This is a genomic window from Comamonas sp. A7-5, assembly GCF_039581385.1.
In the GTDB taxonomy this organism is placed as follows: Bacteria; Pseudomonadota; Gammaproteobacteria; order Burkholderiales; family Burkholderiaceae_C; genus Comamonas; species Comamonas thiooxydans.
This window is the reverse complement of record NZ_JBCPWO010000013.1, coordinates 95,612-115,307: the sequence shown is the minus strand read 5'-3', so window position 1 is coordinate 115,307 and position 19,696 is coordinate 95,612. Positions and strand designations below refer to the sequence as shown.

Sequence of the window (19,696 nt, the reverse complement as noted above, 5' to 3'; positions counted from 1 at the left end):
CTAGCCCGCCAACGAATTGGCGAGAGCAATCGGTGCGACTTCTACAAATCGTTCCCGCGGAAGCTGGTTGTTAATGTGGATCGGCTCGCTGCTGCCCGAAAAGGCATTGCATACGGCCTCAGAACTCGCAAAATGGAATTCTGTAACTCTCGTGCTCACAGCCTTTGGCGTCATGCCAGTACCGCACAGGAGACTGACGGTCAGGTCAAGCTTGTTGCCTGATCGACAAAACTCACTATTTTTGCTTGACGAGCCACCACTCAGCAGTGGTACAGGGATGACATCGCCAATCCCTTGGCCAAACAAATCGCGCGGACAGGCTGTGGAGCGTCTATCGGCTAGACACAGCGCATTTGGAGATGTTCCTTTCCACGATAGCAAGGCGGAGCCTCCGGTTTCCGGCCGGTGTTCTTGACGCATAACCCTGCATGCGAAGCCGTGCGTTGATGGCAGATCTCCTGGCAACACCATCAAACAAATGGATTCAATTGCAAATCTAGCACAAGGCATGCAATGATTTGTTTCAAAAAACCACTCAACCAACCGAACTTCGATTTTTTTGCCGGGAATTGGCAATTCTTTTCATTCCTTCTTTATATCAAAGAAATTAAGAATCAATACCGCTTCCAGCACCGCAACCATAGCGGCGCACGCGTTGCAAAGTGAAATCAGCCCACATCCAAAGTCGTAATCGAACAATTGACAATGAATTGATCCGAAATAGAAAAAGGGCTTCTGACTGAACAGTCAGAAGCCCTTGTCTAATTGGTCGGAATGGCGGGATTCGAACTCGCGACCCCTTGCACCCCATGCAAGTGCGCTACCAGGCTGCGCTACATTCCGAAGACTTGAATTATACACAGAAATTCGACATCAAAGAGAAAGCAGCGCCCTGATCTGCAAAAGCTCCTCTTTGACCTCCTCCATGCCCATTGCACCGGCAGGCTCCGAGCGGCCCTGCTCCAGCATTGCAGCCAACAGATGGCTTTGCGCCAGTTCTTGCCCCTGCGGGGGCAGGTCCGGATGCACAAGCACCGGCAGCTGCTCGACGGCCTTGCCGTGACCCGTCACCAGTTCGCGCAGACGATTTCGTGCGCCGCTGATGGTGAAGCCCTGCTCGTAAAGCAGCTCGCGAATGCGACGCACCATCAACACCTCATGATGCTGGTAGTAGCGGCGGTTGCCACGACGCTTCATGGGCTTGAGCTGCACAAACTCCTGCTCCCAGTAACGCAGCACATGAGGCTTGACGTCGCAAAGATCCGCGACCTCACCGATGGTGAAATAGCGCTTGGCGGGAATTGCTGGCAAAGAAGAAGCCATGGCTGGTTGCAAGCGGTCAGTGAAGGGATGGGTGAAAGATATGCAATCACGACTTGCGCAAATTCGGGTCAGGCACGGTGTTTTGTCATTAGAAATGCCCGTCATGCATTCCCGTTTGCACAAGTCCTAGCAATATAGCGCGAAGAGCTGACAGGACCTTGCACCGCTCGCGACGCAAAACTGTCAGCTCCTCAGTCACCGATGCCTAGCCTGTCCGCGCATCAGTGGATTTACCAATCGCTTATGACCCCGAGCCTTCGCCCTGGATCAGCTCCTTGAGCTTGCTGCTGGCATGGAAGGTCACCACGCGGCGCGCAGCGATGGGAATCAGCTCACCGGTGCGCGGGTTGCGACCGGGCCGTGGCGCCTTGGTGCGGATCTGGAAGTTGCCAAAGCCCGAAAGCTTGACGTCCTCGCCCTCCACCAGCTTTTGCGAGATCAGGTCGAAAAACGCATCCACCATGTCCTTGGCTTCGCGCTTGTTCAGACCGATTTCGTCAAACAGCAGATCGGCCAGCTGCGCCTTGGTCAACGCGGGGCTGTCGATGCTCTCTACGGCAAGCTCCATGGGTCGATCTCCTTGTGGATTGAACATATCAACGCAGGCGAGCCGCAACGCGTTCAACCAGAGCCGCAATTGTGCCCTGCATGGCGGCATCGATTTCCGCATCGGTCAGCGACGCGGTGTCGCTGCCCAGCGTCAGACGCACGGCCAGGCTCTTCTCGTCCTGAGCCAGGCTGCCCGGTGCAGCTTCCTCGCCAGCCTTGAGCTTCTTGGGACGGAATACGTCGAACAGCACGGCCGAGCGCAGAATGCCGCCCTGCACGCCTTGCTGCACGGCATCCATCACCTGGGCGTGGCTCACGGCTTCCTTGACGACCACGGCAATGTCGCGCTCCACGGCCTGGTGCTTGGCCACGGGCTTGAAGACGGGGACCTCGCGGGCCAGCACGGCATCGAGCTCGAGCTCGAACATCACGGGAGCCTGGGCCAGATCCCATTCCTGGCGCCACTGGGGGTGCAGCTCGCCGACAAAACCGATGGCCTTGCAGTCCAGCAGCACGCGCGCGCAGCGACCAGGGTGCATGGCCGGATGCTCGGCAGGCTCAAACACGGGCTTGGCTGGAGCCAGCAAGGCCTCCACATCACCCTTGACGTCGTAGAAGTCGACCTTGGCCTCTGCCCTGCCCCACTGCAGCTGGTCGGCAGCGCCATAGGCCAGCCCCGCCACGCGCATGGGCTGGTAAAAGCCCTTGACGGTGGTGTCGGAGTCGACGACGGACTCGTCCTTGAAGAACACGCGACCCAGCTCGAACGCGCGCACGCGCTGAGCCTTGCGGTCCACGTTGAACTTGAGCACCTGCAGCAGCGAGCCCAGCAGGGACGAGCGCATCACGCTCAGGTGGCTGGCAATGGGGTTGAGCAGCTTGATGGCGTTGTTGTTGCCGGCCAGCTCCTGCTCCCACTTTTCTTCGACAAAGCTGAAGTTGATGGTTTCCTGGTAGCCCAGGCCCGCCAGCTCGTGGCGCACGGCGTAGGGGCTGCGCTCGTTCTCGGCGCGCAGCTTGGGCGAGATCGGGGCCAGCGGCTTGGTGGTCGGCAGGTTTTCATAGCCGATCATGCGGGCCACTTCTTCGATCAGATCTTCTTCCAGATTGATGTCGAAGCGGAAGGTGGGAGCGGTGACGCTGATCACAGGTTCGCCTGCCGCACCTTCGCTGGCCACGGTGGCCGGCAGACCCAGGCCGTTCAAGGCATCCAGGCATTGCTGCTGCGTCACGGCCATGCCGATGACCTTGGCCGCACGCGCCACGCGCAGTTGCACGGCCTTGGAGGCGGGCATATTGGGCTTCTGGTCGTCCATGGCGCCGACTTGCGTCTCTGGCGTGCCACAGATTTCCAGCACCAGCGCGGTGATGCGCTCGATGTGCTCGGTGGTGAACTCGGGGTCCACGCCGCGCTCGAAGCGGTGGCCGGCATCGGTCGAGAAGTTGAAGTGGCGCGAACGGCCGGCCACGGCCTTGGGGAACCAGAACGCAGCTTCGATGTAGATGTTCCTGGTGTCGTCGGACACGGCCGTGGCGTCGCCGCCCATGATGCCGGCCAGCGACTCGACCTGCTTGTCATCGGCAATCACGCCAACCTTGAGGAAGTCGTCGATCTTGATGGTGTTGCCATTGAGCAGCTTGAGCGTTTCGCCCTCCTTGCCCCAGCGCACATTCAGGCCGCCGCTGATCTTGTCCAGATCGAAGATATGGCTGGGACGGCCCAGCTCGAACATCACATAGTTGGAGATGTCCACCAGCGGGCTGACCGAGCGCTGGCCGCAACGCGCCAGGCGGTCCACCATCCACTGGGGCGTCTTCACCCGCGTGTTGACATTGCGCACGATACGGCCCGAGAAGCGGCCGCACAGATCGGTCGCCTCGATCTTGACTGGCAGCTTGTCCTGCAAGGCCACGGCCGCAGCGGGGAAGGACAGGGCTTTCAGTGGCGTGCCGGTCAGCGCCGACAGCTCGCGCGCCACGCCGTAGACGCTCAGGCAGTGCGCCAGATTGGGCGTGAGCTTGAGCGTGAACAGCGTGTCGTCCAGATTCAGGTACTCGCGCACGTTCTGGCCCAGGGGCGCATCGGCGGGAAACTCCAGCAGGCCGTTGGCGTCTTCGTCGATGCCCAGCTCCTTGGCCGAGCACAGCATGCCAAAGCTCTGCACGCCGCGCAGCTTGCCGATCTTGATCTTGAAGGGCTTGCCATCGGTACCGGGCGGCAGCTCGGCGCCCACGGTGGCGCAGGGAATGCGGATGCCCACGCGCGCATTGGGCGCGCCGCAGACGATGTTCAGCAGCTCGGGGCCGCCCACGTCGACCTGGCAGATGCGCAGACGGTCGGCGTCGGGGTGCTGCACGGCTTCCTTGATTTCACCGACCACGATGCCGGTGAAGGGAGGCGCCACAGGATCCAGCTCTTCCACTTCCAGACCGGCCATGGTCAGGGTATCGGCCAGCTGCTGGGTGGTCAGGTTGGGGTTGCAGTATTCGCGCAACCAGGATTCAGGAAATTGCATAGTCAGACTCTTTGGCGTTCATGCCAGTCGCACCGCAAGCGGTCTGCCACTGGCTGGGCATGCGTATCTCAAAAAGATGAGCTATTAGCGCTCGGCATATAAGGATTTCAGCATCAAAACTATCTGAAATCGTTTCAGAGCATGCGCTAGCAGCTCACTTTTCAATTACTGAAACTGCGACAGAAAACGGATGTCGCCGTCGAAGAACAGGCGCAGGTCGTTCACGCCGTAACGCAGCATGGTCAGGCGATCGGGGCCCATGCCAAAGGCAAAGCCGATGTATTTTTCGGGGTCCAGCCCCATGTTGCGCAGCACATTGGGGTGCACCTGGCCGGAGCCCGCCACTTCCAGCCACTTGCCGGCCAGCGGGCCGCTCTGGAACTGGATGTCGATTTCGGCCGAAGGCTCGGTGAACGGGAAGAAGCTGGGGCGAAAGCGCAGCACCAAATCATCCTGCTCGAAGAAGGTCTTGCAGAAGTCGGTGAACACGACCTTCAGGTCCTTGAAGCTCACGTTCTCGCCGATCCACAGGCCTTCGCACTGGTGGAACATGGGCGAGTGGGTAGCGTCCGAGTCCACACGGTAGGTGCGGCCGGGGGCAATCACGCGGATCTCGGGCATGGTCTGGCCGGCATCGAGCGCATTGCGGTAATTCTTCACATGCTGCACGGCGTGGCGCACCTGCATGGGGCTGGTGTGCGTGCGCAGCAGATTGGGCGCGTGCTGGGTGCCGCCTTCGACATAGAAGGTGTCGTGCATGGAGCGCGCGGGATGGTCTTCAGGCGTGTTCAGCGCCGTGAAGTTGAACCAGTCGGATTCGATCTCGGGGCCCTGGGCCACATCAAAACCCATGGAGCCGAAAATGCCCTCGATACGCTCCATGGTGATGGAGACAGGGTGCAGCCCTCCCGCGCCACGACGGCGACCGGGCAGAGTCACATCCAGCACCTCGGCCTTCAGATGGGCCTGCAGCTCGGCGTCTGCCAAAGCCTTGCGACGAGCGGTCAAGGCCGCTTCGATCGCCTGCTTGGCCACGTTGATGGCTGCGCCGCGCGACTTTTTCTCTTCGACGGAAAGCTGCGCCATGCCCTTCATGAGCTCGGTCATCTTGCCCGACTTGCCCAGAAACTGCGCCTTGGCATTTTCCAGATCAGCGGGGGTGTGGGCTTGCGCAAACAGTTGCTGTGCGCTTTCGACCAGAGAATCCAACTCGTTCATATCGACTCTTTATCGACTTGTAAAAATAAACAAGGGCTAGTGCCTTTTCAAGCCCTAGCCCTTGCTGTTTGTGCATCAGCAGCTACTGAACAAGACACGACTTCTGCAATCAAGTTCAAGCAAGATGCTCGCCCATCGGCAAATGCCTTTGGGGATTCTTGTCTGCAAAAGTCCTACAAGAGTAACTACCGATCGTGACCTCAGGCAGCCAGCTTGGCCTTGACTTGGTCGACGATAGCTGCAAAAGCAGCCTTGTCGTGCACGGCGATATCGGCCAGCATCTTGCGGTCGATTTCGATGGCAGCCTTCTTCAGGCCGTTGGCGAATTGGCTGTAAGTCAGACCCAGTTCACGTGCAGCAGCGTTGATACGAGCGATCCACAGCTGACGGAACACGCGCTTCTTGGTACGACGGTCACGGTAGGCGTATTGACCAGCCTTCATGACCGCTTGCTTGGCAACGCGGAAGACGTTACCACGGCGACCGCGGAAACCCTTGGCCAGATTCAGAACTTTTTTGTGACGGGCGCGAGCCGTTACACCACGTTTGACGCGAGGCATGTGTTTTCTCCTAGTTCGTCAGTGAATTACAGGCCTGCGGAAGGCAACATCTTTGCGATGGAGCCCATATCGCCGGAATGCACGTTGACAATGCCACGCAGGTGACGCTTGTTCTTCGTGGTCTTCTTGGTCAAGATGTGACGCTTGAAGGCTTGACCGCGCTTGACGGTACCACCGGGACGAACGCGAAAACGCTTCTTCGCGCTGCTCTTGGTCTTCATTTTGGGCATGTGAATGCTCCTATTGAATTTGTGCTCGCAAGGCGGTGTGCAACCCGCACACACTTCGCTGGCCTCCGAGGCACTTGTTTGTCAGTCCGGCCAGGCCGGGCTGACTCTTGCAGGCAAGCCTGCAAATTCTTTATCTGCCGCACAAAACAAAAGTGGGCCAAGCCCACTTTTGCCGACAAGGCAAAACCGCAATTATGCCTTATCTGCAGCCTCAGGTGCAGCTGCGGCGCCATCAGCCTGTGGTTTTGCAGCACCGGCGGGCTTCTTGCCGCCTGCACGAGCCGGCGCAACCATCATGATCATCTGACGGCCTTCCAGCTTGGGGAACTGCTCCACCTGGATGGAATCGGCCAGATCGTCACGCAGACGGTTGAGCAGATTCAGACCCAGCTGCTGGTGCGTGATTTCACGACCGCGGAAACGCAGCGTGATCTTGCACTTGTCGCCATCCGCCAGAAAACGGCGGATATTGCGCAGCTTGATGTTGTAGTCACCATCATCCGTACCAGGGCGGAACTTCACTTCCTTGATTTCGATGACGGTCTGCTTGGCCTTGGCTTCAGCAGCCTTCTTCTGTTCCTGGTACTTGAACTTGCCGTAATCCATCAGACGGCAGACCGGAGGAGATGCGTTGGCCGCAATCTCCACCAGATCGACATCCAGCTCGCCGGCCATGCGCAGCGCTTCTTGCAGCGGCACGATGCCCAGAGGCTCGTTGTCGGGACCAGACAGACGCACTTCAGGCGCCATGATTTCTCGGTTCAGTCGATGCTTGCGCTCTTCACGGTGGCGCCGATCGCGAAATTCAGTAGCTATGGTTTTCACCCTTGGATTGAAATGGCTACAACAGCGTAGCCGGCTAGCGTGCCTTGCACGCTGACCGGCCCGCCACAAAAATTAATCTGCTTCAGGCCTTGGCCGCGATGTCCTTGGCGAGCAATTCAATGAATGCATCAACCGACATCACTCCGAGGTCTTTGTTACCCCGGGCGCGCACTGCAACCGCACCAGCTGCCTTCTCCTTGTCGCCTGCGACAAGGATGTAGGGCAGCTTCTGCATGGAATGCTCGCGTATTTTATACGTAATCTTTTCATTGCGCAGATCTGTCACTACCCTAAGGCTTTGATTCGGCAATGCTTTTTGCAGCTTCTGCGCAACTTCCTGCGCATAGTCGGCCTGAGCGTCCGTGATATTGAGCACGGCAGCCTGCACGGGAGCCAGCCAGGCAGGCAGCGCGCCGGAGTGATGCTCGACCAAAATGCCGATGAAACGCTCCAGCGAACCCAGGATCGCGCGGTGCAGCATGATGGGTCGATGGCGCTCGCCATCCTCGCCCACGAATTCCGCATCGAGACGCTCGGGCATGTTCGGGTCCACCTGAATGGTGCCGCACTGCCATTCGCGACCCAGTGCATCCTTCAGGGTGTATTCGATCTTTGGCCCGTAGAACGCACCCTCGCCCGGCAGATACTCGAACTCGCAACCCGATGCGCGCAGACCTTCGGCCAGCGCGTTCTCGGCCTTGTCCCAGGCTTCATCGGTGCCGATGCGCTTTTCGGGGCGAGTGGACAGACGGTACAGGATGTTGGTGAAGCCGAAGTCGGCATACACCTTCTGCAGCAGCGAGGTGAAAGCCGTCACCTCGGCCTGGATCTGGTCTTCGGTACAGAAGATGTGACCATCGTCCTGTGTGAAGGCACGCACGCGCATGATGCCGTGCAGCGAACCCGTGGGCTCGTTGCGATGGCAGTTGCCGAACTCGCCAAAGCGCAGAGGCAGATCGCGATAGCTCTTGATGCCTTGCTTGAAGATGATGATGTGGCCCGGGCAGTTCATGGGCTTGAGGGCATATTCACGCTTTTCCGAATCGGTGGTGAACATGTTTTCGCGGTACTTGTCCCAGTGGCCCGTCTTCTCCCACAGGCCCTTGTCCAGAATCTGCGGAGCCTTGACTTCCTGGTAGCCGTTGTCCTGATAGACGCGGCGCATGTACTGTTCGACCTGCTGCCAGACCGCCCAGCCCTTGGGGTGCCAGAACACGGTGCCGGGCGAGTGTTCGTCGATGTGGAACAGATCGAGTTCGCGCCCAAGCTTGCGATGGTCGCGCTTTTCGGCTTCTTCCAACCTGAACAGATAGTCCTTGAGCTCGTCCTTGGTTGCCCAAGCGGTACCGTAGATGCGCTGCAGCATCTCGTTGCGGTGGTCGCCACGCCAGTAGGCGCCGGCCACCTTCATCAGCTTGAAGTGCTTGAGCTTGCCGGTGCTGGGCACGTGAGGGCCACGGCACAGGTCTTCGAAGGCGCCTTCACGGTACAGGCTCACATCCTCGTTGCTGGGGATAGAGGCAATGATCTCTGCCTTGTAGGCTTCGCCGATGCCCTTGAAGTACTGCACGGCCTCGTCGCGCGGCAGCACGCGGCGCACCACCTGCTCGTCCTTGTTGGCCAGCTCGGTCATCTTCTTTTCGATGGCGGCCAGATCTTCGGGAGTGAAGGGGCGCTTGTACGAGAAGTCGTAGTAGAAGCCGTTTTCGATCACGGGACCGATGGTGACCTGCGCATCGGGAAACAGCTCCTTGACGGCATAGGCCAGCAAGTGAGCGGTGGAGTGGCGGATCACCTCCAGACCGTCGGCATCCTTGGCGGTGATGATGGACAGCGGCGAATCCTGCTCGATCACAAAGCTGGTGTCCACGACCTTGCCGTTGATCTTGCCGGCCAATGCGGCCTTGGCCAGGCCGGAGCCAATCGAAGCAGCGACTTCGGCAACCGAAACCGGGCCTGAGTATTCGCGCTTGGAGCCATCGGGGAGCGTGATGTTGATCATAAATTCCTTGTCAAACCAAATTTGTGTGGGTGAGGGCCAGCGCCAGAGCTTTGGAGTTGCCTGAAAGCAAAAAGCGCGGAACCAGTCCGCGCTTTGATGAGGGTGTCGAGAAATCTCGGGCAGGCGCGAACCGCCAGCTGCCATCAGCAGCTGAAGTACATCTCCGATGTAGTTCGCGGTGTCATAACCGTTGATGCCTTTCTCGCCCTTGTGAATTGAAGTCGCGCCATTTTAACCCGGCAAACAAAAAAGCGCCCGAGACTTTCGCCCCGGGCGCATAACCCCTTTTTTACCTAGACAGAATCACGATTCATCGTGGCTCAATGGAACTGCTCTTCCTCGGTGGAGCCGGTCAGCGCCTTGACGCTGGATGAGCCGCCCTGGATCACGGTGGTCACGTCGTCGAAGTAACCTGCGCCCACTTCCTGCTGGTGCGAGACAAAGGTGTAGCCCTTGTCACGTGCCGCGAATTCGGGCTCCTGGATCATTTCCACGTAGTGCTTCATGCCCTCGCCGCGAGCGTACTCGTGGGCGAACTTGAAGGTGTTGTACCAGTTGCTGTGGATGCCGGCCAGCGTGATGAACTGGAACTTGTAACCCAGTGCGGACAGGTCTTCCTGGAAGGAAGCGATCTGGCTGTCGTTGAGGTTCTTCTTCCAGTTGAACGAAGGCGAGCAGTTGTAGCTCAGCAGCTTGCCTGGGCAGGCTGCATGCACGGCCTGGGCGAATTCGCGGGCAAAGCCGATATCGGGCACACCGGTTTCGCACCACACCAGATCCGCGTAGGGAGCGTAGGCCACGCCGCGGCTGATGGATTGCTCCAAACCGTTCTTGACACGGTAGAAGCCCTCCTGAGTACGCTCGCCAGTCAGGAACGGGATGTCGTTCTCGTCATGGTTGCTGGTGATCAGGTTGGCCGCCTCGGCATCGGTACGGGCCAGCACAATGGTGGGCACGCCCATCACATCGGCTGCAAAACGGGCGGCAATCAGCTTTTCGACCGCTTCGCGAGTGGGCACCAGCACCTTGCCGCCCATGTGACCGCACTTCTTGACCGCAGCCAGCTGGTCTTCGAAGTGCACGCCGGCAGCACCTGCCTGAATCATGTTCTTCATCAGCTCGAACGCGTTGAGCACGCCGCCGAAGCCGGCTTCCGCATCAGCCACGATGGGCAGGAAGTAGTCGATGAACTCCTTGTCGCCGGGGTTGATGCCCTTGCCCCATTGGATTTCATCGGCACGCTTGAAGGTGTTGTTGATGCGGCGCACCATGGTGGGCACGGAGTCATAGGCGTACAGCGACTGGTCGGGGTACATGGTCTCGGAGGTGTTGCCGTCGGCGGCTACTTGCCAGCCCGACAGGTACACGGCTTCCAGACCGGCCTTGGCCTGCTGCATGGCCTGGCCTGCGGAGATGGCACCGAAGGCGTTCACATAGCCCTTCTTCGAGCTGCCGTTGATCTTGTCCCACAGCACTTCGGCACCGCGCTGGGCCAGGGTGTACTCTGGCTGCAGACTGCCACGCAGACGCACCACATCGGCAGCGCTGTAGCCGCGCTTGACGCTCTTCCAGCGTGGGTTCTGTGCCCAGTCTTTTTCGAGGGCTGCGATTTGCTGTTCACGGCTCAGTTGCTGAGTCAGGGATTGGGGCATGGTGCACTCCTTAGCGGTTAAAACAAGATGAATTGGTGTTCGTCCTTGGGATCTACTTTATGTCTGCAGCACTCTTTTACAGAGTCTTATGTCTTATAAAAGACTGAAATTTATATTCAATAAAATCAATGACTTATTTTTATTTTTCACAATAAGAAAACGTATTTCTCGTATTGAGAAATTTTGCGGCAGCGCAACATTTCAATTTTTCATAATGCAAAATTGAATTCTTGCTTCATGAAAAATTTGCAGAAGCACGACTTCCGGAGTCCGCATCCTTTGAATGCAGTACGAAAAAAGTCCCGGCGCATGCCTTGATCTGCTCATCCTTGATCTGCTCATCCTTGATCTGCTCATTTATCCGGCACGAGACAGGCCAAGCCACTTGAACAAAAACAGGTGACACGACAAAGACATGGCGCCCAAGGCGGCGGGGACAAAAAAACAACAGTTCCCTCCCCTGGGTCAAATGCATGCAACAGCCCTGCCACACTGCTTTGCATCACCTTCTCTTGTCATTGAAATTCATTTCGCCATGCACACGCCCAGCCGCCCCATCGCCTATCTCTGCCTGGCGCTCAGCATGTCTTTGGTAGGAAGCTATGTGGCCTTGTCCAAGCCTCTGGCTGCCATCTTTCCGGTCATGCTGCTGGCCTGGCTGCGCTTTGGCATCGGTGCCGTGGCCATGCTGGGCTGGCTCAGGCCACCTGCGCACGAGACAACTCTGACCAGACAGACCAAGTGGCTGTTGTTTTTTGAGTCCTTCTTCGGCAATTTCCTTTTCACGCTCTGCATGATCAGCGGCGTGGCCATGACCAGCGCGGTCACGGCAGGCGTGACCATGGCCGCAATTCCTGCCGCAGTCGCCATCATGAGCTGGCTTTTTCTGCGCGAAGCCGTTGGCGCGCGCACATGGACAGCCATTGCTTTCGCAGTGGCCGGCATAGGGCTGAATGCCTTGAGCAAGACCGAAAGCAGCAGCCTTGCCGCACATCCCCAGCAAGGCCTGGGCCAGTTGCTGCTGATTGCCGCAGTGCTGTGCGAGGCCGCATATGCCGTGATCGGCAAAAAGCTCACCGCCAGCGTAAGCCCCAAACGCATTACGGCGCTGATCAATCTCTGGGGGTTTGTGCTTTCCGCACCCGCCGGGCTCTATCTGGCCTGGCAGTTTGATTTTTCCCGGGTTTCGGTGCCCGCATGGGGTCTGTTGCTGTTTTACGCCCTGGCCGCCTGCGTCTGGACGGTGTGGCTGTGGATGACGGGATTGCGCGCCGTGCCCGCATCGCGGGCCGGCATTTTTACCGTGCTGCTGCCCATCAGCGCCGCCGTGGTGGGCATGCTGGCCCTGGGCGAGCGCGTCGGCAGCATGCAATTGCTGGCCTTCGGCATTGCCCTGACCAGCGTGGTGATCGCAACCTGGCCCGGTTCATTGCAGTTCAGGCGCTAGGCGCCGTCGATTCCAATCAGGAAAGCAGATTGCGGCGGCTCAGCACAATGCCGTCGGAGTCGGCATACAGCCAGTCGCCCGGGCGAATCCACAGGCCGGCGATCTGCACATAGACATCGCGCAGTCCCTGGCCTTGCTTGACGGTAGGCATGGGGTTGAGCGCCAGCGCATACAGACCCACGGGGGTGGATTTCAGCTCGGCCACGTCGCGCACGCAGCCATAGACAAGCACCCCGGCCCAGCCGTTCTGGGCCGCCGATGTCGCCACATTCCCCCCCACCAGAGCCCGGCGTAGCGAGCCGCCGCCATCGACCACCAGCACACGACCACCTCCCGGCTCGGCCAGCGCCGCTCGCACCAGGCTGTTGTCGTCCAGACACTGCACGGTGCTGACCTCCCCCATAAAGCCGACATTCCCGCCATAGCTGTGGAACACGGGCGGCAGCACACGGAAATCGCTGCTGTCATCGCTGATATGCGCATCGCACAAATCGCAGGTGCTGAAGCCAAGAGAAGCCGAGGAATCGCTCATGAAAATCTCCACAAAACCAAGTCTCCCGCATCTTGCCCTGAGCACCTGACATAGCACAAGCACCAGCGGACACACACAGAGAGCAACTTTTTCACAACACTCTCGGGGAAAAACCCGTGAAAACGGACACGAAAGGGCCTGAGAGCAACAAATCGAGGCAAAAAAACAGCCCACTAGCTTGGAAGAGCGATTTTTTGCCATTAGCATCAGACTCAGCCAGTGGATTGCAGCTGTATTTCGCTGGTGATAAGTCCACTACCCAATTAGGAATAAGCAATATGGCAACTGCAAAGAAGGCACCCGCTGCAGCACCGGCAGCAGCTCCCGCCGCTAAGAAGCGCACTCCCAACGCTGCCTTCATGAAACCCCTGACCCCCAGCGCCGCTCTGGCTGCCGTGGTTGGCAAGGATCCCCTGCCCCGTACTGAAATCATCAGCAAGCTGTGGGTCTACATCAAGGCCAACAACCTGCAAGACGCTGCCAACAAGCGCATGATCAACGCCGACGCCAAGCTCAAGGAAGTCTTCGGCAAGCCCCAAGTCTCCATGTTCGAGATGGCCGGCCTGATCGGCAAGCACGTCAAGTAAGCACTGCGCTTGCGCTGACCACAAAAAAGCTGGCCCGAGCCAGCTTTTTGTATTTCTGAGGCAAGTGTCGCGTACAGGCCGACGCGACTGGGGCGGCTTTACCGCAGCAATGCATGCGTGCATGCCCCGGTCTCGACGCCGACGGAATCACGGCCGCGAACGCTGGTCAGGACGGAACCGGCCGGCAGGTCTTTCCGACAACCGCGCGGCCCACCGATTGGCGCGGCCCTCACGAAGCTGACCCCGGGCTATCTCCGCCATCGTGCCCCGCCATGCTTGCACCCTGAACCGCACATTCCTGCAAGACTGCAGTGCCGGGCAGCCAGGACATGGGCTCCACAGGCATGGAGACGCGTGCGCACGTTCGGGTCTCGGTGCGACGAACGCTTCCCCGGCAGCCCCGGCCATGGGAGGTGCACGAGCTTGAGCGCTGTCCCTCAATAACCGTCCAAAGCCGTCACGACGCCGGCAATGCCCATGAGACATCCGCAGAGGAGACCGGCCAAGAAAATCAGTGCTGCAATTCCAAAGCTCATTGAACGCCTCTCCTGCCGCGCAGGGCCGTGTGATTGCGGCACGCCGTGCGACTCATGGCGCCCCCCTTGCGATACGCGCGTCCGCTCCTTCTAGGCGTGTGCTGTGCAGTGCATGGCGCTCGTTGACAGGCGGCCAGAGCATATCGACGGGCATGCCTGTGATTTCTGCAATGCGCTGTCGAATGCGGGCCGATACCGCACGACCGCTGATGACTTGCGACACGCTGCTGTTGGCCACGCGCATTTCGGACGCCAATGCCGTGGGGGAAATGCCTTTCATGCGCAGCGCCGCTTTGATTTGCTCGGGATGCATCTGGTAGCCTTTCGCCTAATTATTTAGGTTAAAGCACGTCGTCGTGCTTTTGGCGAATTATGGGAAAGATTTCTTTCCCATGCAATACACCTTGGACAAATTTTTATGACCCTAGGGGAACGGCTGCGCGAAGAAAGAAACCGGCTGGGCATGAGCCAGCCAGCCTTCGCTGCACTTGCTGGCACTACGAAGCAAACTCTTTTTTCCTGGGAATCCGGCAAGACAGCGCCGGATGGCTTTCAGATGACCGCGCTGAGCGCACACGGAGTGGACCTGTTGTATGTGCTGGCAGGACACCGCACACCGGCAGTTCACCCTGCAGAGGCTCTGTCAGACGATGAACTCCGCCTCCTTCACGGGTATCGCAGGTGCAATGCGGATGGAAGGCAGCACCTCATACGATCCGCAGAACTGCTGTCTGCGGCACATGCCATGTCCGCCGAAGACCGCAAGCAGGCCCTCCAGGATCGGCCACATCGACCGGGTGAAGACGCCCTCTGATCCGTCCTGCCCGATGTCCGAGCGGTGCGGCACCTATAGGATGCGGTGCAGTCCTGCTCCAAGACGGTGACAGGGCCTGCTGCCATCCCCCCGCCGGGACGTGCTCAGTACACATCGCGTCGGTAGCGGCCCGAGCCCAACAGCTCGGTCACCTTGGCCTCGCCCAGAATGGCCTGCAGCGTCAGATGCACGCCTTGACCCATGCCGTTCAGGCTGCCGCAAACATAGATGGCCGCACCACGCTCCACCCATTGCCGGACTTCCTCCGCATGGCTGCGCAGCAAATCCTGCACATAGCGCGAATCCTTGCCGTTGCGCGACCAGGCCTGATCCAGTCGTGCCAGTCGGCCTTGCCTGAGCCATGCGCCCACTTGATCGGCAAATAGCGCGTCATGTTGTGGACTGCGCTCTCCGAACAACAGCCATTGATCACTCAGCTCTTGCTGCACACGCGCCTTGATATGGCTGAGAAGGCCCGCCAGGCCCGAGCCATTGCCGATCAGAATCAGCGGCCGCCCGGCGTTGTCACCGAGCCTGAAGCCGCGGTGCTCGCGCAAGGTCAACGGCAGCACATCTCCCTCGGCCATGCCACAGCACAACCAGTGCGACGCAAGGCCCGGCGAACCATCGGCACGCGTGCTCTCTCGCACCAGCAGTTGCAGGCTGCCGTCGGCCGTGATCGAGGCGATCGAGTAGTCGCGCGCGCGCTCAGGGTCGGCAGGCACGCACAGAGACACCAGATCGCCCGACTCCCAGCGCGGCAGCTCGCCGGACTGCGGCGTCCACTCCAGCAGGTATAGCGCCCCGCCCTGGCTGCCGGGATTGAGCAAACGCCGCCGACTGAGCACAAAAGGCATGCTGACCGGCGCCTGCAACCAGTCCGAGTCCAGTTCCTGAGCGGGCGCAGACTCGCCCAGCAAGTCCTGTCGCATCTGAGCGACCTGGGTCTGCCAGCTCTGCAAGCTTGAGGCATCCATATTGTCCACGCAGACCAGATCGCTGCGCGCGCCGCTGGTCTGCAACCACTCATGCACTTGCACACCAAACGCACAGAACTCCTGGTATTCACGATCACCCAGCGCCAGCACCAGGCTTTGGTGCCGGGTCAGCGCAGGCAGCGTGGCCATGAGCTGCTGCACAAAGCCCAGCGCATGGTCGGGCGCATCGCCCTCGCCTGTAGTGGATAGCAGCCACAGGCTGTGCTCGAATTGCTGCAGCAGCACGGCCGTCAGTTTTTCCACGGGCAGCAGGCGCACCTGCAGACCGCCGTCGACCAGCATCTTGCCCGTGGCGCGTGCCAGCGCCTCGGCCTGCCCCGTCTGGCTGGCATAGGCGACCAGGACGGCAGGCGCAGCGGCATCGCCCTGCGAGGCATTGCTCTCGGCCTCATCGGCCAGGCGCTGCCTGCGTACCTTGGTGCCAATACCCCAGCACATGCCTGCGTAGGCGGCTACCAAACCCATAGCCCCATAAATGCGCTCGGGCGTCAAAATCCATTCCACTGTCATGCCTCAAATAGGTTGATCCAGGCCGGTGTCTTGAGCACCTGTCTGCGGGCCTCATTGCCATCGGGTGCGAGATGCGATGTGAGCACGGCCGCAATCTCATGTTGACGGGCAAAGTCCATGCCTTGCTGCGGACCTAGCACCGTGAGCACGGTGGCCAGCGCATCGGCGTGCATGCATTCCTCATGGAACACGGTCACGCTGGCCAGATCATGCGTCACCGGCCAGCCCGTGCGCGGATCCAGCGTGTGCGAATAGCGCCTGCCAGCCTGCGTGAACTGATGCCAGAAGTCGCCCGAGGTGGCAAAAGCACCCTCCCTGCAGGCCACGACCAGCGACTCGGCCTCGACAGAACCGCCCGTGCCCAGCTGCACCTGCCAGGGCCGCCCATCAGGGCGCTCCCCCCAGCTGCGCAGCTCACCGCCGATTTCGAACATGCCCGCAGCCCAGCCAACCGCCTGCAGCTTTTGCACCGCCCAATCCACGGCAAAGCCCTTGGCAATGCCGCAAAAATCCAGCTCAAGACCACCGCTCTGCTGCAACTGCCGGGTCTGTGCATTCCAGCGCAGATGGCCATGGCCGCTGGTCTTCAGCAAGCGTTCGATCTCATCGCTGGCAGGTGCCTGCCCTGAATGCGGCTGCAACGGGTTCTGACGCGGCCCGAACCCCCACAGTGAGACCAGCGCTCCCATGCCGGGGTCCATCGCCGCGCCTGAAAGCCTTGCCCAATGCAAGGCCGCTTCCAGAACCTGAGCAAACTCCGCCGGAACTACATGCATTTCACCGGGACTTGAACGATTGAACCGGGTGATCAGCGAATCCGCCTCCCAGTTGCTCATCTGGGCAATGACATCCTCAAACACCTGCTCCAGCAGGGCCTGCACCGGCTCCGTGGGCAGGTAATCAGGATTGAGCAGGCGCAGCGACCAGTGGGTGCCCATGGTCTGGCCGGACAGGCGGTGAATACGCCCGTCCTGCTGGTGCTGCAGGCTTGCAGGTCTCCAGCGCTGCACGCCAAAGTCAAGCGCCGGCGTCCGGGGACAAGCCTGACTCTGTGCCGCCGACGAGGGCAGTTGCCAGAGACTGGCATCAAAGCGTACGCGGGGGGGTGTGGGCATGGGCATCCAGACAAAGACGAAAACAGCAGCAAAAACAACGACGCGCCCATAGCGGGCGCGCGTATTCAGTCCATCAAGCGCCAACGCTTAAGGCAGGACTTCCAGAGTCGCTATATAGCCCAGGCGGCGCTCCGTTGCCTTGGCAATGCTGGTCTTCTTGTCCGTAGCATCGGCATTCAGCCAGAACAGACCTGCACGGGGGAACTTGATCTTGACCTGACCCTTGGCATCGGTCTTGAGCTTCATGGCGTCCACACCGTCGCGATAGCGAATACCGTCGGCCACCAGCTCCAGCTCCAGATCCGCAGCGGGCTTGCCGTCAAGATGGAATTCGAAGGTCGCCTCTTCGCTGGCCACCAGGTCATTGGGGTGAGTCACGGGCTTGAGCTCCAGACCCTTGCCGGTCAGCGCCAGCGCCGAGGGCTTGCCCAGAGACACAAAGGTTTCCATGCGGCGCAGATTCTCGGTCACGCGCACTTCCTTGGCATCGGCAGGAATCTGCTTGAGCACTTCCTCCACCGAACCGCGCAGGCGCTTGGGCTGGCCGTTGGCATCCTTGTAGCCGCCCATCACGCCGGTCATCAGCATGGTGACGCGGTAGGTACCGGTCTTTTCTGGCTTGAAGTCGAACATGCTGCGCAACTCGCCCTTGGCGACATTCTTCATTTCCACGGCCGCGCCATCGGGCGCGGTCACCTTGACGGCTTCCAGACCCAGCGGACGGTGGTTGAAGAAGAACACATCGTTGGACACCGCCGCATCCACCGTCACCCAGTCGGACTTGGACAGCACGGTGCTGGAAGGCTTGAACCACAGATCATGTGCCTGGGCGCCCAGGGCAGCCAGAGCCAGAGTTGCAGCGACGATGGCACGAGTTTGGAACTTCATATCAGGTCCTTGAAAACAGAAAGGGTGACAAATCCGAAAATGAGGCGAGGCCCAAGCCAGGAACACCAAGCAAGAGCCGCCTCGCAGCGAAGGTGTTGTCCCCCTCCGCGAAGCAGAGAGGGGGAAGGCGCGGAGCGCCTCAGGGGGTGATCAAGGCTTCAATTCCAGCTTGATCGCGCCCAGCTCGGTACTGCCATTGGCGCTCAGGCTGGTGGCCTGCTTGACGGGCCACTCGAAGGGAATGGACACCAGCTCGCGGCCGCCGACTTCACGCGCGGCTTCCACCATCAGCTTGTACTGGCCGGGAGCCAGCTGGGGCAGCGGGTTCTTGCCTTCCGCAAAAGACAGCGCATGGGTGCCCACGGGCTTGGTCGGCTGGGTCACACCATCGATGGGAAAGCTCAGCTCGCGGCCGGTACGACGCCACCACTGGCGCATGTCCTTGAGCCACTTGGTGCCCTCGGCATTCTTCATCTTCACGTCATACCAGACGGACAGATTGGCAGCCACACCACCGTCGGCCTTTTCCAGCCACACGGCGACATAGGGCTTGTGGTATTCGGCCACCTGCAACTGGGGCACGGTCACAGCCACATTCATGCCGCCCGCGATTGCCGGCAGGCCCACCACGGCGCTCAGCGCCACCGTGGTCTTGAAAATCCGCTTCGCCATTTTTTCTTCCTTCACAAAATTCTTGGGCTCAATGCACGAGCAGCAACACCAGCAAGGCGGGCAGCACCAGACCCAGGCCCACCATGGGCCAGGTCATGGGGCGGCGCTGCGCATGCATCTTCAGGATCAGCAGGCCCGTGATACAGAACACCAGGCAGCCAATCGCAAAGACGTCTATGAACAAGCTCCAGGCTCCGCCCGTATTGCGCCCCTTGTGCAAGTCGTTGAGGTAGGAGATCCAGCCCCGGTCGGTCTTCTCGTACTCGACCGAGCCCTCCTTCAGGTCCACACGCAGCCAGGCATCGCCACCCGGGCGCGGCATGGGCACATAGGCCTCGTCTTCGCTCCACTCCACGGCAAAATCTTTGGCACTGACCTTGATCTGCTGAGCCAGCCAGCCATCCACCTCGGCAGGCAAGCCCACGGCATTCTTGTCCGCCGCTTCCACGCCTTTCTTCTGGGCTTGCTGCAGTTTTTCGAGCAGATCCGGGGGCAGTTGCGCATCACGCGATTCGACCTTGGGCTTGGACTCGATCTGCCCGGCGTGATTCAAGGTGAATCCCGTCACGGCAAACAGCAGCATGCCGATCAGGCAGATGGCAGAGCTGATCCAGTGCCACTCATGTAATTTTTTGAGCCAGTACGCCCGCTGTGGGGCGTTGGAGGAAGCCGCGGTCATTCAGAACTTTCTGGGATTGCGTTGCCGCCGGGCCGGGCCGAGC

20 protein-coding genes and 1 tRNA gene are annotated in these 19,696 nt (G+C 59.9%); 3 read left to right on the top strand and 18 right to left on the bottom strand.

Annotation, left to right across the window (positions count from 1 at the left end; all coding sequences use genetic code 11):
* The 11 genes from AAIL67_RS19410 to aceA form a co-directional block, all read right to left on the bottom strand.
* Positions 1-576: a hypothetical protein gene (locus tag AAIL67_RS19410; RefSeq protein WP_156507085.1), complete on the bottom strand. Its 576-nt coding sequence runs from the start codon at positions 574-576 to the stop codon at positions 1-3.
* Positions 577-766: 190 nt separating this feature from the next.
* Positions 767-843: transfer RNA gene (locus AAIL67_RS19405), tRNA-Pro, on the bottom strand.
* A gap of 30 nt (positions 844-873) precedes the next feature.
* Positions 874-1,323, bottom strand: coding sequence for a MerR family transcriptional regulator (locus AAIL67_RS19400; RefSeq protein WP_343484606.1), 450 nt, complete (start codon positions 1,321-1,323; stop codon positions 874-876).
* Positions 1,324-1,564: 241 nt separating this feature from the next.
* Positions 1,565-1,891, bottom strand: coding sequence for an integration host factor subunit alpha (locus AAIL67_RS19395; protein ID WP_012838976.1), 327 nt, complete (start codon positions 1,889-1,891; stop codon positions 1,565-1,567).
* Positions 1,892-1,919: 28 nt separating this feature from the next.
* Positions 1,920-4,388 carry a phenylalanine--tRNA ligase subunit beta gene (pheT, locus tag AAIL67_RS19390; RefSeq protein ID WP_343484604.1) on the bottom strand — a complete coding sequence of 823 codons (2,469 nt, stop codon included), beginning with the start codon at positions 4,386-4,388 and terminating at the stop codon, positions 1,920-1,922.
* A 165-nt stretch (positions 4,389-4,553) separates the two neighbouring features.
* On the bottom strand, positions 4,554-5,606 hold the full coding sequence (pheS, locus tag AAIL67_RS19385; RefSeq protein WP_343484603.1) for a phenylalanine--tRNA ligase subunit alpha: 1,053 nt from the start codon (positions 5,604-5,606) through the stop codon (positions 4,554-4,556).
* Positions 5,607-5,806: 200 nt separating this feature from the next.
* Positions 5,807-6,166, bottom strand: a complete 360-nt coding sequence (gene rplT / locus AAIL67_RS19380) for a 50S ribosomal protein L20 (protein WP_003053572.1) — start codon at positions 6,164-6,166, stop codon at positions 5,807-5,809.
* Positions 6,167-6,192: 26 nt separating this feature from the next.
* Positions 6,193-6,396, bottom strand: a complete 204-nt coding sequence (rpmI, locus tag AAIL67_RS19375) for a 50S ribosomal protein L35 (protein WP_003053571.1) — start codon at positions 6,394-6,396, stop codon at positions 6,193-6,195.
* A gap of 192 nt (positions 6,397-6,588) precedes the next feature.
* Positions 6,589-7,221 carry a translation initiation factor IF-3 gene (infC, locus tag AAIL67_RS19370; RefSeq protein ID WP_080745935.1) on the bottom strand — a complete coding sequence of 211 codons (633 nt, stop codon included), beginning with the start codon at positions 7,219-7,221 and terminating at the stop codon, positions 6,589-6,591.
* Positions 7,222-7,303: 82 nt separating this feature from the next.
* The gene (gene thrS, locus AAIL67_RS19365) at positions 7,304-9,223 is read right to left on the bottom strand and encodes a threonine--tRNA ligase (RefSeq protein ID WP_034396897.1); all 1,920 of its coding nucleotides are present in this window, start codon (positions 9,221-9,223) and stop codon (positions 7,304-7,306) included.
* A 320-nt stretch (positions 9,224-9,543) separates the two neighbouring features.
* On the bottom strand, positions 9,544-10,875 hold the full coding sequence (gene aceA / locus AAIL67_RS19360; RefSeq protein ID WP_003053566.1) for an isocitrate lyase: 1,332 nt from the start codon (positions 10,873-10,875) through the stop codon (positions 9,544-9,546).
* A gap of 535 nt (positions 10,876-11,410) precedes the next feature.
* Here aceA and AAIL67_RS19355 point away from each other — a divergent pair.
* Positions 11,411-12,322: a DMT family transporter gene (locus AAIL67_RS19355; RefSeq protein ID WP_343484601.1), complete on the top strand. Its 912-nt coding sequence runs from the start codon at positions 11,411-11,413 to the stop codon at positions 12,320-12,322.
* A 16-nt stretch (positions 12,323-12,338) separates the two neighbouring features.
* Here AAIL67_RS19355 and rraA read toward each other — a convergent pair whose 3' ends face one another.
* Positions 12,339-12,854: a ribonuclease E activity regulator RraA gene (gene rraA / locus AAIL67_RS19350; RefSeq protein WP_034379811.1), complete on the bottom strand. Its 516-nt coding sequence runs from the start codon at positions 12,852-12,854 to the stop codon at positions 12,339-12,341.
* A 278-nt stretch (positions 12,855-13,132) separates the two neighbouring features.
* On the opposite strand from rraA, the gene AAIL67_RS19345 reads away from it, so the two are divergent.
* On the top strand, positions 13,133-13,441 hold the full coding sequence (locus tag AAIL67_RS19345; protein ID WP_003053560.1) for an SWIB/MDM2 domain-containing protein: 309 nt from the start codon (positions 13,133-13,135) through the stop codon (positions 13,439-13,441).
* A gap of 588 nt (positions 13,442-14,029) precedes the next feature.
* Here AAIL67_RS19345 and AAIL67_RS19340 read toward each other — a convergent pair.
* Entirely contained in the window at positions 14,030-14,290 is a 261-nt protein-coding gene (locus AAIL67_RS19340; protein WP_343484599.1) for a helix-turn-helix domain-containing protein, read from the bottom strand.
* Positions 14,291-14,395: 105 nt separating this feature from the next.
* On the opposite strand from AAIL67_RS19340, the gene AAIL67_RS19335 reads away from it, so the two are divergent.
* The gene (locus tag AAIL67_RS19335) at positions 14,396-14,791 is read left to right on the top strand and encodes a helix-turn-helix domain-containing protein (RefSeq protein WP_072248304.1); all 396 of its coding nucleotides are present in this window, start codon (positions 14,396-14,398) and stop codon (positions 14,789-14,791) included.
* A gap of 104 nt (positions 14,792-14,895) precedes the next feature.
* Here AAIL67_RS19335 and AAIL67_RS19330 read toward each other — a convergent pair whose 3' ends face one another.
* The 5 genes from AAIL67_RS19330 to AAIL67_RS19310 form a co-directional block, all read right to left on the bottom strand.
* Positions 14,896-16,299, bottom strand: a complete 1,404-nt coding sequence (locus AAIL67_RS19330) for a sulfite reductase subunit alpha (RefSeq protein WP_063663424.1) — start codon at positions 16,297-16,299, stop codon at positions 14,896-14,898.
* Positions 16,296-17,414: an FAD:protein FMN transferase gene (locus AAIL67_RS19325; protein ID WP_343484598.1), complete on the bottom strand. Its 1,119-nt coding sequence runs from the start codon at positions 17,412-17,414 to the stop codon at positions 16,296-16,298. Before AAIL67_RS19325 ends, AAIL67_RS19330 begins: the two co-directional genes overlap by 4 nt.
* Positions 17,415-17,501: 87 nt before the next feature.
* Positions 17,502-18,302, bottom strand: a complete 801-nt coding sequence (locus AAIL67_RS19320; protein ID WP_003069955.1) for a DUF4198 domain-containing protein — start codon at positions 18,300-18,302, stop codon at positions 17,502-17,504.
* 150 nt (positions 18,303-18,452) lie between these two features.
* Positions 18,453-18,974, bottom strand: a complete 522-nt coding sequence (locus tag AAIL67_RS19315) for a DUF2271 domain-containing protein (protein WP_012838986.1) — start codon at positions 18,972-18,974, stop codon at positions 18,453-18,455.
* Positions 18,975-19,002: 28 nt separating this feature from the next.
* The gene (locus AAIL67_RS19310) at positions 19,003-19,653 is read right to left on the bottom strand and encodes a PepSY-associated TM helix domain-containing protein (protein WP_034379814.1); all 651 of its coding nucleotides are present in this window, start codon (positions 19,651-19,653) and stop codon (positions 19,003-19,005) included.
* Positions 19,654-19,696 lie beyond the last annotated feature (43 nt).